This window comes from Denitrobaculum tricleocarpae, from assembly GCF_007004665.1.
Classification (GTDB): Bacteria; Pseudomonadota; Alphaproteobacteria; order Kiloniellales; family Kiloniellaceae; genus Denitrobaculum; species Denitrobaculum tricleocarpae.
Map to the genome: position 1 here is coordinate 515,724 of NZ_ML660053.1, position 15,742 is coordinate 531,465.

At 59.2% G+C, this 15,742-nt stretch carries 14 protein-coding genes; 8 read left to right on the forward strand and 6 right to left on the reverse strand.

The features are described from left to right. The first annotated feature begins 145 nt into the window (after positions 1 to 145). The 6 genes from FKG95_RS07230 (at position 146) to FKG95_RS07255 (ending at position 7,448) form a co-directional block, all read left to right on the forward strand. Positions 146 to 1,723 carry an ABC transporter substrate-binding protein gene (locus FKG95_RS07230; protein ID WP_142895650.1) on the forward strand — a complete coding sequence of 526 codons (1,578 nt, stop codon included), beginning with the start codon at positions 146 to 148 and terminating at the stop codon, positions 1,721 to 1,723. A gap of 151 nt (positions 1,724 to 1,874) precedes the next feature. Then, entirely contained in the window at positions 1,875 to 2,849 is a 975-nt protein-coding gene (locus FKG95_RS07235) for an ABC transporter permease (RefSeq protein WP_142895651.1), read from the forward strand. A gap of 13 nt (positions 2,850 to 2,862) precedes the next feature. Next, on the forward strand, positions 2,863 to 3,801 hold the full coding sequence (locus FKG95_RS07240) for an ABC transporter permease (RefSeq protein ID WP_142895652.1): 939 nt from the start codon (positions 2,863 to 2,865) through the stop codon (positions 3,799 to 3,801). A 4-nt stretch (positions 3,802 to 3,805) separates the two neighbouring features. Continuing rightward, the gene (locus FKG95_RS07245; protein WP_142895653.1) at positions 3,806 to 5,557 is read left to right on the forward strand and encodes an ABC transporter ATP-binding protein; all 1,752 of its coding nucleotides are present in this window, start codon (positions 3,806 to 3,808) and stop codon (positions 5,555 to 5,557) included. A gap of 26 nt (positions 5,558 to 5,583) precedes the next feature. After that, positions 5,584 to 6,765 (forward strand): M20 aminoacylase family protein, encoded by a 1,182-nt coding sequence (locus FKG95_RS07250; protein ID WP_142895654.1) that lies wholly within the window; start codon positions 5,584 to 5,586, stop codon positions 6,763 to 6,765. A 14-nt stretch (positions 6,766 to 6,779) separates the two neighbouring features. After that, positions 6,780 to 7,448, forward strand: a complete 669-nt coding sequence (locus FKG95_RS07255; protein WP_142895655.1) for an HAD family hydrolase — start codon at positions 6,780 to 6,782, stop codon at positions 7,446 to 7,448. A 192-nt stretch (positions 7,449 to 7,640) separates the two neighbouring features. Here FKG95_RS07255 and FKG95_RS07260 read toward each other — a convergent pair whose 3' ends face one another. Next, entirely contained in the window at positions 7,641 to 8,609 is a 969-nt protein-coding gene (locus FKG95_RS07260; protein ID WP_142895656.1) for an ABC transporter permease, read from the reverse strand. Positions 8,610 to 8,784: 175 nt separating this feature from the next. Between FKG95_RS07260 and FKG95_RS07265 the strand changes: the two genes are divergently transcribed. Then, the gene (locus FKG95_RS07265; protein WP_142895657.1) at positions 8,785 to 9,420 is read left to right on the forward strand and encodes a glutathione S-transferase; all 636 of its coding nucleotides are present in this window, start codon (positions 8,785 to 8,787) and stop codon (positions 9,418 to 9,420) included. A 72-nt stretch (positions 9,421 to 9,492) separates the two neighbouring features. On the opposite strand, the gene FKG95_RS07270 is transcribed toward FKG95_RS07265, so the two are convergent. The 5 genes from FKG95_RS07270 to FKG95_RS07290 form a co-directional block, all read right to left on the reverse strand. Next, complete coding sequence (locus FKG95_RS07270; protein ID WP_142895658.1) at positions 9,493 to 9,816, reverse strand: PilZ domain-containing protein; 324 nt, start codon at positions 9,814 to 9,816, stop codon at positions 9,493 to 9,495. Between the two features lie 101 nt (positions 9,817 to 9,917). Then, entirely contained in the window at positions 9,918 to 10,868 is a 951-nt protein-coding gene (locus FKG95_RS07275; protein WP_142895659.1) for an ABC transporter permease, read from the reverse strand. Between the two features lie 73 nt (positions 10,869 to 10,941). After that, positions 10,942 to 12,612 carry a peptide ABC transporter substrate-binding protein gene (locus FKG95_RS07280; protein WP_142895660.1) on the reverse strand — a complete coding sequence of 557 codons (1,671 nt, stop codon included), beginning with the start codon at positions 12,610 to 12,612 and terminating at the stop codon, positions 10,942 to 10,944. A 119-nt stretch (positions 12,613 to 12,731) separates the two neighbouring features. Beyond that, entirely contained in the window at positions 12,732 to 13,427 is a 696-nt protein-coding gene (locus tag FKG95_RS07285; RefSeq protein WP_142895661.1) for an orotate phosphoribosyltransferase, read from the reverse strand. Positions 13,428 to 13,555: 128 nt separating this feature from the next. Further along, entirely contained in the window at positions 13,556 to 14,725 is a 1,170-nt protein-coding gene (locus FKG95_RS07290) for a patatin-like phospholipase family protein (RefSeq protein WP_142895662.1), read from the reverse strand. Between the two features lie 205 nt (positions 14,726 to 14,930). Between FKG95_RS07290 and FKG95_RS07295 the strand changes: the two genes are divergently transcribed. Beyond that, the gene (locus FKG95_RS07295) at positions 14,931 to 15,710 is read left to right on the forward strand and encodes an enoyl-CoA hydratase/isomerase family protein (RefSeq protein WP_142895663.1); all 780 of its coding nucleotides are present in this window, start codon (positions 14,931 to 14,933) and stop codon (positions 15,708 to 15,710) included. Positions 15,711 to 15,742 lie beyond the last annotated feature (32 nt).

The following is a 15,742-nucleotide window of genomic DNA, read 5'->3' on the forward strand; positions in this document are numbered from 1 at the left end:
CTAGAAGCTTGTTTCCTCGTGCAACACCGTACTAGGCTGACGGCTAACAGAAGTTGGCCCGGCTCGACAAGGACCATATGGTTCCTGGCCAGGTCAGACTTCGTAAACAACCAACGGTCTAAGTACAACCAACAGGGGGTTAGAGATGGGCTTACGACGTAGCCTGATTGCCGTCGCCAGCGTTGCGGCAATCTGCGCAGCATCCGGTGCGCAGGCAAAAACATTCAAGTGGGCATTCCAGGGCGATGCCCAGTCACTTGATCCGCACACACTGAACGAGACCTTCACGCTCGGCTTTCTGAGCAATGTCTATGAGGGTCTGGTCCGGCGCGGTCCTGATCTGCAGATTCTCCCGAGCCTCGCCGAGAGCTGGGAACTGCTGGATCCGAATCATTGGCGTTTCACGCTCAGAAAAGGCGTCAAGTTCCACAACGGCAATGACTTCAATGCCGACGACGTTGTCTTCACCTTCGACCGGGTCCGCATGGACGGATCGGACATCAAGACCAAGGTTGCGGCCGATACCAAGGTCGTGAAGGTAGACGATTATACGGTCGACATCATCACCTCGCAGCCCAATCCCATCGTCTACTACGAGTGGGATAACGTGCTGATCATGGATAAGGAGTGGGCGGAAGAGAACAACGCCACTGCTCCGACCGACGTGACCAAGGATGCCAACAACTATGCGGCCTTCAACGCCAACGGCACCGGGCCCTTCAAGATCGTCGAGCGCGAAACCGATGTGAGAACGGTCTTCAAGCCAAACCCCGACTGGTGGGATGAGGCGAAGCACAATGTCACCGAAGGCATCTTCACTCCGATCTCCTCCGACGCAACCCGGGTCGCGGCTTTGCTGTCGGGCGAAATCGACATGATGTATCCGGTTCCCGTTCAGGATATCAAGCGTATCGACTCCAACGGCGGTACCGCCACCCTGACCGGGCCTGAGTTGCGCACTATTTTCCTGGGCATGGACCAGTCGCGCGACGAATTGCTCTACTCGAACGTCAAGGGTGAGAACCCCTTCAAGGACAAGCGGGTGCGCGAGGCTTTCTACAAGGCCATCGACGTTGAGACGATCCGTAAGAAGATCATGCGTAACCTCTCAACGCCATCCGCCATCATGATTTCGCCGTTCCTCTTCTCGAAGTCCGCGAAGTACGAACGGATGGGCTATGATCCCGAAGCCGCGAAAGCCCTGTTGGCCGAAGCAGGTTATCCGGATGGTTTCGAGCTGAGCATGGATTGCCCCAACAACCGTTATGTGAATGACGAGGCGATCTGTCAGGCCGTGGTCGCGATGCTTGCCAAGGTTGGCGTGAAAGTCGATCTGCTGGCACAGCCCAAGGCGCTCTACTTTAAGAAGGTCCTGGACTTCGACACCAGCTTCTACATGCTTGGCTGGACGCCGGGCAGCTTCGACAGCTGGAATGTCATGTTCAACCTGCTGGCCTGCCGCGACGAAAACGCGACCCGGGCGAAGTTCAATCTGGGCGGCTACTGCAACCCGGACGTCGACAAGCTGACGGACGAGGTGCTGGTCGAGACCGATCCGGAAACCCGGGACAGCAAGATCGAAGCGGCCTACGATATGGTGGCCGAGGATATCGGCTATATTCCGCTCCATCAGCAGGGCCTGGCCTGGGCCAAGAAAGACTCCGTGGATCTCGTACAGCGGGCTGACAACCAGTTCATGCTGCACTTCGTAAACGTGAAGTGATGAGCTAGAATCCACGCTAAAACCCCCGGCCTTTCGGGCCCGGTTTCGCGCTTTGCCACCAGCAAGCCGAGACGGACTTCGAAAGGCCGGACTCTTTTCTCCTGTGACTGATCCGCGTTCGGCGCGGCAATGGATTTAGATCCAGGTTCAAATGATCGGCTTCATTTTCAAACGATTCATCCAATCGTTTATCGTCATGTTCTTGGTCGCGCTTCTGGCCTTTACGATGTTCAATTTCCTGGGCGACCCCGTCAATCAGATGGTCGGGATCGACACCACGGCGGCGGACCGCGAGGCTTTGCGGGATCGACTGGGTCTCAACGATCCGCTTCTGATCCAGTTCGGACGTTTTGTCAGCAACGCCGTACAGTTCGAGTTCGGCCAATCTTATCAGCACAAGCGCGCCGTTTCCGGTCTGATCCTGGACCGCCTGCCGGCCACGCTGGAGCTCAGCATGATCGCGGCGATTTTCACGCTGGTCGTGGGCGTGCCCATGGGGGTCTACACCGGACTGCACCGGGATTCGCTGCTCTCCAAAATCTTCATGACGATCTCGCTGGTCGGGGTTTCCCTGCCGACGTTTCTGATCGGCATTCTTTTGATTTTCGTTTTTTCAGTGCAACTGCAGTGGTTGCCTTCGTTTGGCCGCGGCGAGGTCATCGACTTCGGGTTCTGGTCCACCGGGCTGCTGACGGCCACGGGCTGGAAAGCGATCATCATGCCCGCGGTGACCCTCGGGCTGTTCCAGATGACCCTGATTATGCGCCTGGTGCGCTCCGAAATGCTGGAGGTTCTGCGCAGCGATTACATCAAGTTCGCGAGGGCCCGGGGGCTGGCAAACCGCGCGATCAATTTCGGGCACGCTTTGAAGAATACGCTGGTGCCGGTGATTACGATCGCGGGCCTCCAACTGGGCTCATTGATTGCCTTCGCGATTATCACCGAGACCGTCTTTCAGTGGCCTGGCATGGGTTTGCTGTTCCTCCAGGCCATTCAGGTTGTCGATATCCCGATCATGGCGGCGTACCTGATGTTGATCGCGTTCTTTTTCGTGATGATCAATATGATCGTTGACCTGCTCTATTACGTCGTCGACCCGCGCTTGCGCGTCGACGCAACAAGCTGAAGGGCGCCGAGCCATGTCGATTTCCACTACAGCGCGGGCCGTCGATCTTCTGCAGCGGGCGGCCAACAGCGATCTCTACTATTCCTTCCGCAGTTCCAAGATGGTTATGGTCGCGGCCCTGGTCAGCTTCATTATGATCGTGGGAGCAACCTTCTCACCAATTCTTGCGCCCCATAACACGCTTGATCTGGCGAGCATCAGCCTGATCGACTCCCTGACGCCGCCGGTCTGGATGGAAGATGGAGACTCCCGCTTCCTGCTGGGGACGGACGACCAGGGGCGGGATATGCTCTCGGCCATCATGCATGGCGCGCGGGTCTCGCTCTTCGTCGGTTTCGCCAGCGTCATCTTTGCCATGGTGCTGGGGGTCTCGCTCGGACTGATCAGTGGCTATGCCGGGGGATTCCTGGACTCCTTCATCATGCGCGCGGCTGAGATCCAATTGAGCTTTCCGGCGATCCTGATTGCGCTGCTGATCGACGGCATTTTCCGCGGCGCGCTGGACTCCAAGACGCATGACGAACTGGCGGTTTACGTCATGATCCTGGCGATCGGCCTGTCCTTCTGGGTGCAGTATGCGCGGACCGTGCGCAGTTCGACCCTGGTCGAAAAGAGCAAGGAATACGTCGAGGCGGCGCGGGTCACCGGCCTGCCGCCCTTCCTAATCGTATTCCGGCATATTCTTCCCAATGTCACCGGCCCCCTGCTGGTGATCGCCACGATCAATCTGGCGCTGGCGATCATCACCGAAGCGACTTTGAGCTTCCTGGGTGTCGGTGTGCCGCCGACAGAACCCTCGCTCGGCACCTTGATCCGGGTCGGCAATGATTTCCTCTTCTCCGGTGAATGGTGGATCACGATCTTCCCGGGGATTGCCCTCGCGGTCCTGGTTCTCGCGGTCAATCTCCTGGGCGATTGGCTGCGCGACGCCCTGAACCCGAAATTGCGGTGACGCCATGACACTCCTGAAGATCGACGACCTGAAAGTCGAGTTCCCCGGCCGTCATGATACCTTCGTCGCGGTGGAGAACATCCAGCTGGAACTGGAACCCGGGCAAATCTACGGGCTTGTGGGCGAGTCCGGTGCCGGCAAATCGACCATCGGTAACGCGGTGATTGATTTGCTCGAGCCACCGGGACGGGTTGCCGCAGGGCATATTGCGCTCGATGGGACGGCCATCGAAAACCTGCCCTATGAAAAGATGCGCAGTATCCGAGGCCGGCGCATCGGCATGATCTTTCAGGATCCGCTGACCAGCCTAAACCCGCTCTACACGGTCGAGTACCAACTGGTCGAGACAATCCAGACGCACTTAAAACTGAGCGAGGTGGAAGCCGCCGCGCGGGCGATCGAGCTGCTGGACCAGGTGGGCATTCCCGAGCCTGAAGTCCGCGTCAAACACTATCCGCATCAGTTCTCCGGCGGCATGCGTCAGCGGGTGGTCATCGCCCTTGCGCTTTGCGGCGAACCCGAGCTGATCATCGCCGACGAACCGACCACAGCGCTGGATGTTTCGATCCAGGCGCAGATTCTCGATCTCATCCGGAGCCTCTGCAAGCAGCGGCAGGTCGGGATGGTCATCATCACCCACGATATGGGAGTTATTGCCGATATCACCGACAACGTCGCGGTCATGTATCACGGCAAAATCGTTGAAAAAGGGCCGACGGCAAAAATTCTCTCCACACCAGAGCACCCCTACACCAAGAGCCTGATCTCCGCCGTCCCCCGCGCAGACCTGAGGCTGAACCGCTTCCCGATGGTCGATTACATAGAGGGACCGGAACCCACGCGCAGCAGTTTTGACGTATCGACCCACTGGTTGGGGAAGGCGCGCGACTTCAGTGCATCGGACGGTGGCGCCCTGGTGCGAGTCGAGTCTCTCTCCATCAAGTTTGTGACACAGCGTTCGATCCTGCCGAGCCGGAACAAACTCTTTACCGCGGTCGATGACGTGTCCTTCGAGATCCGTGACGGCGAAACCTTCGGTCTGGTCGGTGAGAGCGGCAGCGGTAAGTCCACAATCGCGCGCAGCATCGCCGGCCTTTACCGGCCGGCCTCGGGCAATATTCATTTTGCCGGTGGAAATCTGACGGCCATCAAGGATGAAAAGCAACTTAGGCCCTACCGCCAGCAGATGCAGATGATCTTTCAGGATCCCTTTTCCTCGCTTAATTCGCGTATGCGTGTGCTCGACATCGTGGCGGAACCGATCCGCTTTCATAAGCTCGCATCCTCCCGTGCCGAGGTGGTCGAAATCGTGGAAGACCTGCTGGAGCATGTCGGTCTGGGCAGGGCGGCGGCGAAGCGCTTTCCGCACGAGTTTTCAGGTGGTCAGCGACAGCGGATCTCGATTGCCCGCGCCCTTGCGACACGGCCGCGCTTTTTGATTTGCGATGAGCCGACCTCGGCATTGGACGTTTCGATCCAGGCCCAGATTCTGAATCTTCTCAAAGACTTGCAGGACGAACTTGGACTGACCATGTTGTTCATCAGTCACGACCTGCCGGTGATCCGGCAGATGTGCGACCGGGTGGCGGTAATGCGGCACGGCAAGATCTGCGAGATTGCAGAGACCGAGCAGCTTTTTGAAGAGCCTGGTCATGAGTACACGCGGCATCTCCTCGATCTGATGCCTAAGCTTGAGAACCTCTCCCGCGAAGGCCTCGATGTCGCGGACGAAGATGCCGCGCGGCAATCACAATAACCACCACACCAGCAGAGAGTCGAAGAATGGCTGTTATCAATCGCATCGCAGAGTTTCATGATGACATCAAAGGCTGGCGCCGTGATCTGCACGCCCACCCCGAGACGGCCTTTGAGGAAGTCCGAACGTCCGACTTCGTTGCGGATAAGCTCGAGGAATGGGGCATCGAAGTCCACCGCGGTCTGGCGACCACCGGCGTCGTCGGTGTGTTGCATGGTAACAAAAAGAGCGGCCGCGCGATTGGTCTGCGCGCGGATATGGACGCGCTGCACCTGACCGAGCTCAATGAATTCGATCATCGCTCCAAGAACGAGGGCAAGATGCATGGCTGCGGTCATGACGGCCATACGGCGATGTTGCTGGGGGCCGCCCGCTACCTGGCTGAAACCAAGAACTTCGACGGGACCGTCAATTTCATCTTCCAGCCCGCCGAGGAAAACGAAGGCGGCGGCCGGGTCATGGTCGAAGAGGGGCTGTTCGAGAAGTTCCCGGTGGAGGCGGTTTACGGTCTCCACAATATGCCGGGGATTCCCACGGGACAGGTCGGCATGCGGGTCGGACCGGCGATGGCGGCCTTCGATATCTTCGAACTGACGATCAAAGGTGTCGGCGCACACGCGGCGATGCCGCATCTGGGTGTCGATGCCATACTGGTGACCTCGCAAATCGTGACGGCGCTGCAGAGCATCGCTTCGCGTCGGGTCGATCCGTTGGAATCCGTTGTGGTGAGCGTGACCCAGATTCACGCGGGCGATACCTGGAACGTGATCCCGCAGGAAGCCGTCATCCGCGGCACGGTCCGCAGCTTCGATGCTGATGTGCAGGCGCAGACCGAGGCCGATATCGAGCGGATCGCAAAGGGGATTTGCGAGTCGCAGGGCGCCAGCATGACCATGCGCTATGAAAAACGCTATCCCGCGGTGGTCAATACCTCGATGGAAACCGACATTGCAGCCGAGGTTGCGGCACAGGTGGTTGGCGAACCCAACGTCGAAGTCGGCATGCCGCCGCTGATGGGCTCGGAGGACTTCGCCTATATGCTGCAGGAAAAGCCCGGTTGTTACATCTGGCTGGGCAACGGTGCGGATGGCGAGCCCGGCGGTTGCTCGGTCCATAACCCGCTTTACGATTTCAACGATGAAATCTCGGTGATCGGCGCGAGTTACTGGGCGAAACTCGTCGAGACCACCATGCCACGGGCGGGGTAACGGCAGGTTCCGTTTTGCCGCACCCTGAACCATCAGAGCCGCCGGCGCTTATCATCTTCGATTGCGACGGTGTTCTGGTCGACAGCGAGACCATCGCCAACGCGGTTATGGCAGAGGAAATCAGCGCCCTGGGCTGGCAGGTGACGACGGACTATTGCCTGAAGTACTTCAAGGGTTCGCATCTCGACACGGTGATGGCCGTGATCGAGGAAAAAATCGGACGATCTCTGCCGGAAAACTGGTTGGCAAATCTGCGCGCGCGCAGTGACATAGCCTTCCGCAAGGATCTGCAGCCGGTACCGGGAATCCATGCGCTACTCGACTTTCTTGTGGAGAGCGACCTGCAACACTGCGTGGCGTCCCAGGGACCGCATGAGAAGATGGCGGTCACGCTTGACGTGACAGGATTAAAACCGCGTTTTGAAGGGCGGATCTTTTCGGCCTACGAAGTCGAGCGCGGCAAACCCCATCCGGACCTCTTTCTGCATGCCGCGGAGACAATGGGACATGCGCCGCAACGCTGTGTGGTCATCGAAGACAGTCCGCTCGGTGTGCAGGCGGCCAAGGCGGCCAGCATGCGCGTGCTCGGCTATGACCCCAAGGGGTTGGATCCGCGTTTGGCACGGGAGGGCGCGCAGGTTTTCACGGATATGCGCGCGCTTCCAGGGCTGCTCGGTATCTGAGGAGCGCTAAGCCCTGGCTTGCACCAGGGCTTATAAGAGCCCGCTATTCCGGCAATAGAGCATGTGAGTCTGGCCCGAGAGCTTTTCCGTCCAACGGTTTCTGTGTCTTATCCTGGATTGCAGATTTCCGTTTTTCGTCTGTTCGAATCTCTGCCCCCCGGTGAGTTTGATCAGCTTTTATGAGCCTTCACTCTAAGCCTTCTCAACCGCGCGTGGATCCAGAGCGTCCTGCAGGCCGTCTCCCAGGAAATTGAAGGCGATCACAGTGATAAAGATCATCAGCCCCGGCCACATGGCCAGCATCGGAGCGTCCCAGATCAGCTCTTGCGCATTGGTGAGCATGTTGCCCCAACTGGGAATAGGCGGCTGAATGCCCAGGCCTAGAAAACTCAAAACTGATTCGAGTAAAATGATGTTTCCGATCGAGAGCGTCGTGGCGACGATGACCGGGGAAATCACGTTGGGCAGAATATGCACCATCATGATCCGCGGCGCGCCCGCGCCGAGCCCCCGGGCCGCGCGCACGAATTCCCGGGTCTTCATGCTCAGAGTCGCGCCACGGACAAGGCGCGCGACCGTTGTCCAGCCGACCAGGGAAATCAGAATGACGATGCGATAGAGGCTGACATTCTCTGAGGCGACCAGACTTTCAGGCAAACCGGTTTTGGAGAGATCGATCGCCGCCAGCACGATCAGCAGCGGCAGGAGGGGGAGGGCGATCACCCCGTCCGTGAGCCGCATCAGGAGCGAATCCAGCAGGCCGCCGTAGTAACCGGCGATGACGCCGATGATGGTACCGATAACGGCTGAAATGAGTGCCGTGACGACGGCCACGAGCAGAGAGATCTGCCCCCCGTAGAGCAAACGCACCAACAGGTCCCGGCCGAGCTCGTCCGTGCCCAGTGGATGGGCCAGTGAAGGTGCCTGCTTCAGGGCCAGGAGATTGACCTGATTGGCGTCGACAGCGAGCAGGCTCTCGACCAGAGGGGCCGCCGCAGCCAGAGCGCCGAGCGCGATCAATACCGCCAGACTGACGAGGGCGAGGTGGTGCTGAAGAAACCGCCGGATCAGAAGAGCACGAACCGAGCGCGCAGGACCCGTCGCGAGCGCGGCCTCTGCAGCGAGAAGATTGGAGGAAGCGTCGGCGGCTGGCTCCGGCATAGAAGGCACATTCCAGGCGTAAGGCGAATCTTGAACGCCGATACTAACGCATGACCGTCGCCTTCGATAGGATATCGCTGTACCTATCGCAGCAAACTGCTGCATCATAGATTTTCTTTGTGGGTTTCGACGCGCTCAAACCCGGTTTTCTGTCCAAAGGTAGTGAGATACTGCGATGAAGCTCTTCTATGCACCTCAATCGCCCTTCGCGCGGAAGGTTCATGTAGCGGCCCTCGAACTTGGGCTGGCCGATGATATTGAACTTGTTCTGACCCCGGTTGCGCCCGGGATGGCGAACGAAGACTACGCGAGAGACGGCAACCCGCTTCGCAAGATACCGGCGCTGGCGCGGAACGATGGCTCCGTTTTGTATGATTCGGGTGTCATCTGCGAATACCTCGACGCGCGGGCAGGCGGCGGGCGGATTCTCCCGGGCGGCGGCGAGGCGCGTTGGTTGATCCTTCGAGACCACGCCCTTGCCAACGGCATCTGCGATGCGGCGGTCCTGGTGCGCTACGAAACCTGGCTCCGGCCTGAGGAATTCCGCTGGGAAAGCTGGACTAGGGATCAGTGGAGTAAGATCGACAGCGGACTTGCCGCGTTCGAGGCAGATCCGGAGGCCTGCGGGGATCCCAAGGCGGAGATGCTGAACCTCGCTCAGATCGCGCTGGGCTGTGCCCTGGGGTATCTGGATTTTCGCTACGATGAACGGAATTGGCGCGGCAGCTATCCGAAATTGAGCGCCTGGTTCGAAAGTCTCTCGAAGCGCCCGTCATTCGCGCAAACGGTGCCGGTCAACCCACCGCAATAGACACTGTTGGGGAGCAAGTGCCGGCCGAGCGTAAGCGCTGGGTGCCCCGGAGAGTCAAATACGCTGAGGTCGTCAGGCGGCCTGCTTTTCGGCAATCATCTGGCGCAGGGCGCGATAAGCCGGCTTTGAGAGATCCTTGAAGCGGAAGGCGCTGCGGCCACCGTAGCTGCGGATGCATTCGGCGTTGGCCCAGGCTTTTCCGTTTTCAATGTCGTGGAGTTCGAGTTCGATCCGGTGGCGGGTGCCTTTGTGACGGTGGGTGCCGGTCTTGATCAGAAATCCACCCAGGCTCCAGTTGACAGTTGATACGACTTCATTGCCAAAGCGAATTTCAAGTGGAACGTCGCTTCTGGGATGCCGTCTGCGCTGAACTGTGGGTTTGGGTTTCCAAAACATAAGCCGGGGCTTTGCTCCGTCACGAGGTTGACTTCGAATAAACAAGAGTGTGCCCCCAAAGTGGTTAACAATTGGTGCTCAAGATTGGTAAAATTAAGCACTTAAGCATATGAGACGCGCGGATCGAGCCAGGAGTATGCGAGATCCGCGATCAGATTTGCCAACAACGTCGTTAACGTAGCGAAGAGGAGTCCGACCAGGGCTAAATTGTAGTCATTGCCCAGGATACCATCGTAGATGGCTTTTCCCATGCCCAGATAGCCGAACATGGTCTCGGTGATCAAAGCGCCGGAGAAGAGGCTGCCGAAGTTCAGGGCTATGATCGTCGTAACCGGGATCATGGCATTTCGCAGCGCATGGCCGATAACCACCTGGGCCGGATGCAGACCCTTGGCGTGGGCCGTGCGGACATAGTCCTGCCGCAAAGCCTCAATCATGGCGGCACGCATGAAGCGGATCAGCCCGCCGAGAGTCGCCAGGGTCAGGGTGAGCACCGGCAGGACCAAGTGAGAGAGTTTGGTGCCGAAATCCGCGTCGGCGCTCCCCATGCCGCCGGCAGGCAACCATCCCAGTATGACCGAGAAAAGAATGATCAGAAGGATGGCCAGCCAAAAAGGCGGCACCGAGATCCCGGCAAAGGCCGTCAGATTTATCGCGTGATCGAAAAAGGAGCGCGGCACGAGCGCAGCCAGAATGCCGGCCGGAATGGCCAGCAGAAGAGCGAGCAGGAAGCTGCAGCCCATCAGAACCACGGTATTGCCGAGCCGGGGTATCAGAACCTCGAGGACAGGTTGGTTGGAGATCCGGGAATACCCGAAGTCCCCCTGCACGGCAGCGCTCAACCAGGCGAAGTAACGTTCGTGGATCGGGCGGTCGAGGCCATGCAGGGCGCGCAGGCGGGCCGCATCCGCGGCCGTCAGGTTCGGATCGGAACTGACCATAATGTCGATAGGGTCGCCCGGCATCAGACCGATCAGCGCGTAGATGACGAACGACATGATGAGCAAGACCACTGCTGACTCTCCGAGCCTGCTGAGGACGACTTTCATCATATCTGGGCACTCAGTTGGTCAGAGCGGCTCAGTTGCCCGATCCGGTGCGACTGCGGGCTTTGACTGTGGGATTTCAATTCCGGCCTTCCACGCGCCATTCCTCCACCCACAGCGTCGTGGTGAGCTGATGCCCGGTGGGACGCACGCCCTTGAGCCATTTTGGCAAGGGAAACGCATTGGCGCGCCAGTAGAGTGGGATCACCGGCAATTCCTCGGCATAGAGGGTCTGCAGCCGTGCCCAGAGTTTTTTGCGTTTTTCGAAGTCGAGTTCCCGCTCGATCCCGTCGATCAGCGCATCCATCTCGGCATTGTTGAACCCGGTATAGTTCTGGCCCGACCAGCCATTGGCTTCGGTCGGGATCTGGGTGGAAGAAAGCGTGGTCAAAGGCACGCTCTCAGGAGAAGAGATCCAGGCAAACATGGCCATGCCCGTGAATTTTCGCCGGCTTACGGTCTCGCCGAAAAAGACGCGGGCGGGCTGGTTGCGGACCGTAATGTCGATACCGATCTGCCGCCATTGACTTTGCAGGACCTGTTGAACCAATTCACGCGAGCGGTTCCCGGCGGTGGTCATAATCTCAATCGTTAACGGCTCTCCGTCGGCGTTGTGACGGATCCCCCGTTTCATGACCGACCAGCCTGCTTCATCGAGCAGTGCCTTGGCTTTGGCGGGGTCGTAGGGGTAGGTCGGCGTCTCGGGGTTGTGGACGGAATCCAGAGGGCTGACCGAGGCATGGGCGACCGGCTGACGGCCCTGAAAGAGTTGCGCGCTGATCGTCTCGCGGTCCAGCGCGTGAATCAGGGCTTTGCGGACGCGCTGGTCTGCCAGAATGGGGTTGTCCAGGTTCAGGTCGATATGCTCATAGATCAGGCCGGATTTGTAGACCATGTCGAACTTGTCGCCGTTGCGTTTTTCGAAGGCCAGAGCCTGATCCAGCGTCAAGCCGATCTCGCCGGCGATGGTGTCGACGGCACCTGAAAGCAGGTTGGCTTCCAAGGCCGCGGTGTTCTCAATGGCGCGAACGATAATCTTGTCAAAGGCGGGTTTGGGACCCCACCAGGTGGGATTGGGCAGGAACTCCATTGCAGAGCCGGGTTCGGCGGCGGCCAGCCGATAGGGACCGAAGGCCAGCCCCGGATTGAAAGGATCACGGTCGAATGCGGTCCGGTTGCGGTATTCTGCGGGGTTGGCTTCGAAAATCGGACGTTCGATATGGGCGGGCAATAGTGCCAGTGAAAAGGCATTGTAGCTGTAGGTCACCCGGTCGAGATGCAGAGTAAAGGTCTTCTCGTCGATGATGTCGATGGAGAGGATCCGCTGGAACGCCTCAAGAGAGACCGCGCCGGAACGCTCGTCACGGCCCATTTCCCAGGTGAAAAGCATGTCGTCGCTGGAAACCGGCGTGCCGTCGCCCCAGGTGGCGTCGGGGTGCAGGCTGTAGGTGACGGCCATGCCTTCCTTGGTCTCGCCGTCCTTTTCGTAGGTTTCGCGCCTGGCTCCGCCGTTTTCGATGGTCGGCAGCTCGGTGCAGAGCATGCACACCAGTTTCCAGTCATGGTCGTAGACGGTGATTGGCCGCAACGTCAGTCCCTCGACATAACGCTGGGCGAGCATCGAGACCAGTGTGGGATGAAAGGAAGAGGGATATTGCGTGATGCCGATAGTGAGCGTTTCGGCGGCCAAAGCGGAAGGCGTGGCGAGCCCAAGAAAAAGCGCGCCGATGGCAGAGAGTAGTCGCCGCATTAATGATGCCGTCCCGTTACCGTTTATTTTTGTAACGTGCAGTCTAAACCTAAAATGAGCGGCGGTGCAGAGGTTTTCGGCAATGTGATCGAACGTCAGCAGGAAACCTGGTGATGAACTCAGTCGGCTACACCACCACGTGCGGCGGACCAGCCGTTCGGGTCGTTCAAAAATGCGCGGACCTGTTCCAAGCCTTCTGTCTCCAGGTAGCCCTGTTCCTCGGCAACGGCCAGGGCATCCCACCAGGTGGCCAGAGCATGCAAACGGACGCCTTTGTCGGCGAGGTCCTGGATCCCTTTCGGGAAAATGCCGTAATGGAAAACCACGAAGGTATCGCTGACCTGTGCCCCTGCGGTCCTGAGGGCCTCGACGAAATTGAGCTTCGACCCGCCATCAGTGGCCAGGTCCTCGACCAGCAGGATTCGGTCTCCTTCCTTCATCGCACCCTCGATCTGCGCATCTCGTCCGAAGCCTTTTGGCTTCTTGCGGACATAGAGCATGGGCAGGTTCAGGCGTTCCGCGATCCACGCCGCGAAGGGAATGCCGGCGGTCTCGCCCCCGGCGATGGCGTCCAGCGACTCGTATCCGATCTCCCGGGTTATCATCTCGACGGCATAGTCCATCAGCTGTGCGCGGGCGCGGGGGAAGGAGATGATCTTGCGGCAGTCAACGTAGACCGGACTGATTCGGCCCGAGGTAAAGGTGAAGGGATCGTCGGGCCGGAAGAGAACCGCTTCAATCTCCATCAAAATCCGCGCCGTGACCCGCGCCGCCTCGTTCGCCAATGCTTTGTCGCCTGTCATATCCGTCGTCATTCCCGCAGTGTCCCCCGCTTTATCCCGACCTTAAGCTTCGGGCCTTGCCCTCTTGGCTTTTGCGGCCTCTGTTTATCCGCTCATCCAGGTCCGGGCAACGCTAATTGCGAGTCACGAAGCGACGCCGGTCACAGATACATCTCTTCGATGTCCATGGTGGAGCGAACGCCGAGAGCGTCGCGGTTTTCCTTCAACCAGACCTCGGTCCGGTCGTAACCGATCCTGTGGAGATACTGAAGGAACTCCCAGTCGGCGTTGAGTTTGCTCGAGACCCCGAGATCGTCCATGACGTCCTCCGCGTCGATCACATGCATCAGCATCCGTTTCAGGCGGCCGTCATCGTCGTAGCCGCTGTCTATGATGTCGGTGACGAATTTGATGGCGCGCATTTCGCGCATCAGGCTGGAGTTGAAGGTCAGAGTGTTGAGCCGGTCCAGGATCTCCTGTGCCGACTTGGGCGTTTCCTGGATATTGATCGGGTTCAACTGAATGAGCAGAACGTCGCTGCTGTCCGTGTGGTAGATCAGCGGGAAGATTGCCGGATTGCCCATGTATCCGCCATCCCAGTAAGGCTCGCCGTCGATTTCGACCGCGGGCTGCAGGAAGGGGAGGCAGGCAGAGGCCATGACGGCATCCAGGGACATTTCCTCCAGATCGAAGATCTTGACCCGGCCGCGTTTGACACTGGTGGCGCTCACGAAAAGCTTGACCTCTTTGCAATGCCGGATCACTTCGAAGTCGACGAACTCCGCCAGGGTGTCGCGCAGCGGATTGAGTGCGAGCGCGTTGAACTGATAAGGCGAGAGAACGCGCGACATCATGTCCAGCGCCATGAAGGCGGGCGAGTAGTCCATGCGGCCCAGACCGAGCATCCGGTCCAGGGGGGTCGGCTGCAGCGGCGAGGTCGCGGCGATTTCCGAAATGCGTTTCCAGAAGCGGGCCAGCAGATCGCGTGTAAAGGCGCGCCCGCCCGCCGTGATGCCATAGGCCAGCAGCACGCCATTGACCGCGCCCGCACTGGTTCCGGAAATCCCCTCGATCGATATGCCGTCGTCCTCGAGCAGGCGATCGAGGACACCCCAGGTCAGAGCTCCGTGCGCACCACCGCCTTGCAAGGCAACGTTGATACGCCTGACTTTTTCGCCCTGAGGCCAGGGTGAACAGGGGTTGGAAGCTTTCTTGACCGACACCTTATTGCGCGCAGTAGAGGAGTTTGTCGGGTTTGCGGGCTTGCTTGCTGTCGCTTTGACGGGCTTTTTCGTGCTTCGCGTCCCGGTCGTCTTGGGTTTTGAAACCATTTCCACTGCTTTCCAATAGAGGGGCCTATAGAGTAGAGGGGCCTGTTCGGGTTTGGTGCAAGCGGCCTCGTCGGATCTTGCTCTTGTGCAGTGCAACAATGTACTCTGTCCGAGGAAGCGGAACAACCGTCGAAACGCGGTCTGCCGCCCCCGGCACATACGGCGCTGCCATGTCATGAAAAGCGCAGATTTTGGGAAAACACTGATGTCCAACACTGTTCTGATGCAGCGCGACGGCGCGATCGCCACCATCACCTTGAACCGGCCCGAACGCCGCAATGCCTTTAACCTGGAGATGTGGGCGGCGCTTGGTGACGTGATGGTGGGCCTCAACAGCGACGAGACGCTGCGCTGCATTATCCTGCGCGGCGCGGGCGATAGAGCCTTTGCAGCCGGTGCTGATATCGCCGAGTTTTCGAAAGTGCGTGCAAACAGTAAGCAGGCGCAGGCTTACGCCAAGATCATGGACCGCGCGACCGATGCCGTGCGGGACTGCCCCTGTCCAACAGTTGCGGCCATTCAGGGCGCCTGTGTCGGGGGTGGTTTGGAGCTTGCGATTCACTGTGATCTGCGGATTTCGGGCCGGTCGGGACGGATCGGGCTGCCCATCAACCGTATCGGCAACGTCTTGCCCTATGCGGCCATGATCGCGCTGGTCGAAGCGGTGGGCCGGCCAACGGCCTTGGAACTGCTACTCGAAGGCCGGATTTTTACAGCCGAAGAGGCCTGCACCAAAGGGCTTGTGACCCGTGTCGTGGAGGATGCGGACTTGGATGGCGAGATTGCGGCGACGGCGGAGAGGATTTCCGCCGGCGCACCGCTTGTCGCGCGGGCCCATAAGGTTTTTTCGCGCAAGGCCGAAGCGCCTCTGGACCTGAAGGCAAAGGATTGGGTTGCCCCCTTCGAGAACTGCAACAGCGACGACTATCGGGAGGGCATTCGGGCTTTCCTTGCCAAGGAAACGCCTGATTTCACCGCAAGGTGAGCAGGCAGGGTAAATGGCTGGAAGAGGTGATC

Bases quoted from the DNA above. Each gene is read 5' to 3' on its own strand.
- FKG95_RS07230 (WP_142895650.1), top strand. From the start codon at position 146: ATGGGCTTACGACGTAGCCTGATTGCCGTCGCCAGCGTTGCGGCAATC.
- FKG95_RS07235 (WP_142895651.1), top strand. From the start codon at position 1,875: ATGATCGGCTTCATTTTCAAACGATTCATCCAATCGTTTATCGTCATG.
- FKG95_RS07240 (WP_142895652.1), top strand. From the start codon at position 2,863: ATGTCGATTTCCACTACAGCGCGGGCCGTCGATCTTCTGCAGCGGGCG.
- FKG95_RS07245 (WP_142895653.1), top strand. From the start codon at position 3,806: ATGACACTCCTGAAGATCGACGACCTGAAAGTCGAGTTCCCCGGCCGT.
- FKG95_RS07250 (WP_142895654.1), top strand. From the start codon at position 5,584: ATGGCTGTTATCAATCGCATCGCAGAGTTTCATGATGACATCAAAGGC.
- FKG95_RS07260 (WP_142895656.1), bottom strand. From the start codon at position 8,609: ATGCCGGAGCCAGCCGCCGACGCTTCCTCCAATCTTCTCGCTGCAGAG.
- FKG95_RS07265 (WP_142895657.1), top strand. From the start codon at position 8,785: ATGAAGCTCTTCTATGCACCTCAATCGCCCTTCGCGCGGAAGGTTCAT.
- FKG95_RS07270 (WP_142895658.1), bottom strand. From the start codon at position 9,816: ATGTTTTGGAAACCCAAACCCACAGTTCAGCGCAGACGGCATCCCAGA.
- FKG95_RS07275 (WP_142895659.1), bottom strand. From the start codon at position 10,868: ATGATGAAAGTCGTCCTCAGCAGGCTCGGAGAGTCAGCAGTGGTCTTG.
- FKG95_RS07280 (WP_142895660.1), bottom strand. From the start codon at position 12,612: ATGCGGCGACTACTCTCTGCCATCGGCGCGCTTTTTCTTGGGCTCGCC.
- FKG95_RS07285 (WP_142895661.1), bottom strand. From the start codon at position 13,427: ATGACGACGGATATGACAGGCGACAAAGCATTGGCGAACGAGGCGGCG.
- FKG95_RS07290 (WP_142895662.1), bottom strand. From the start codon at position 14,725: ATGGTTTCAAAACCCAAGACGACCGGGACGCGAAGCACGAAAAAGCCC.
- FKG95_RS07295 (WP_142895663.1), top strand. From the start codon at position 14,931: ATGTCCAACACTGTTCTGATGCAGCGCGACGGCGCGATCGCCACCATC.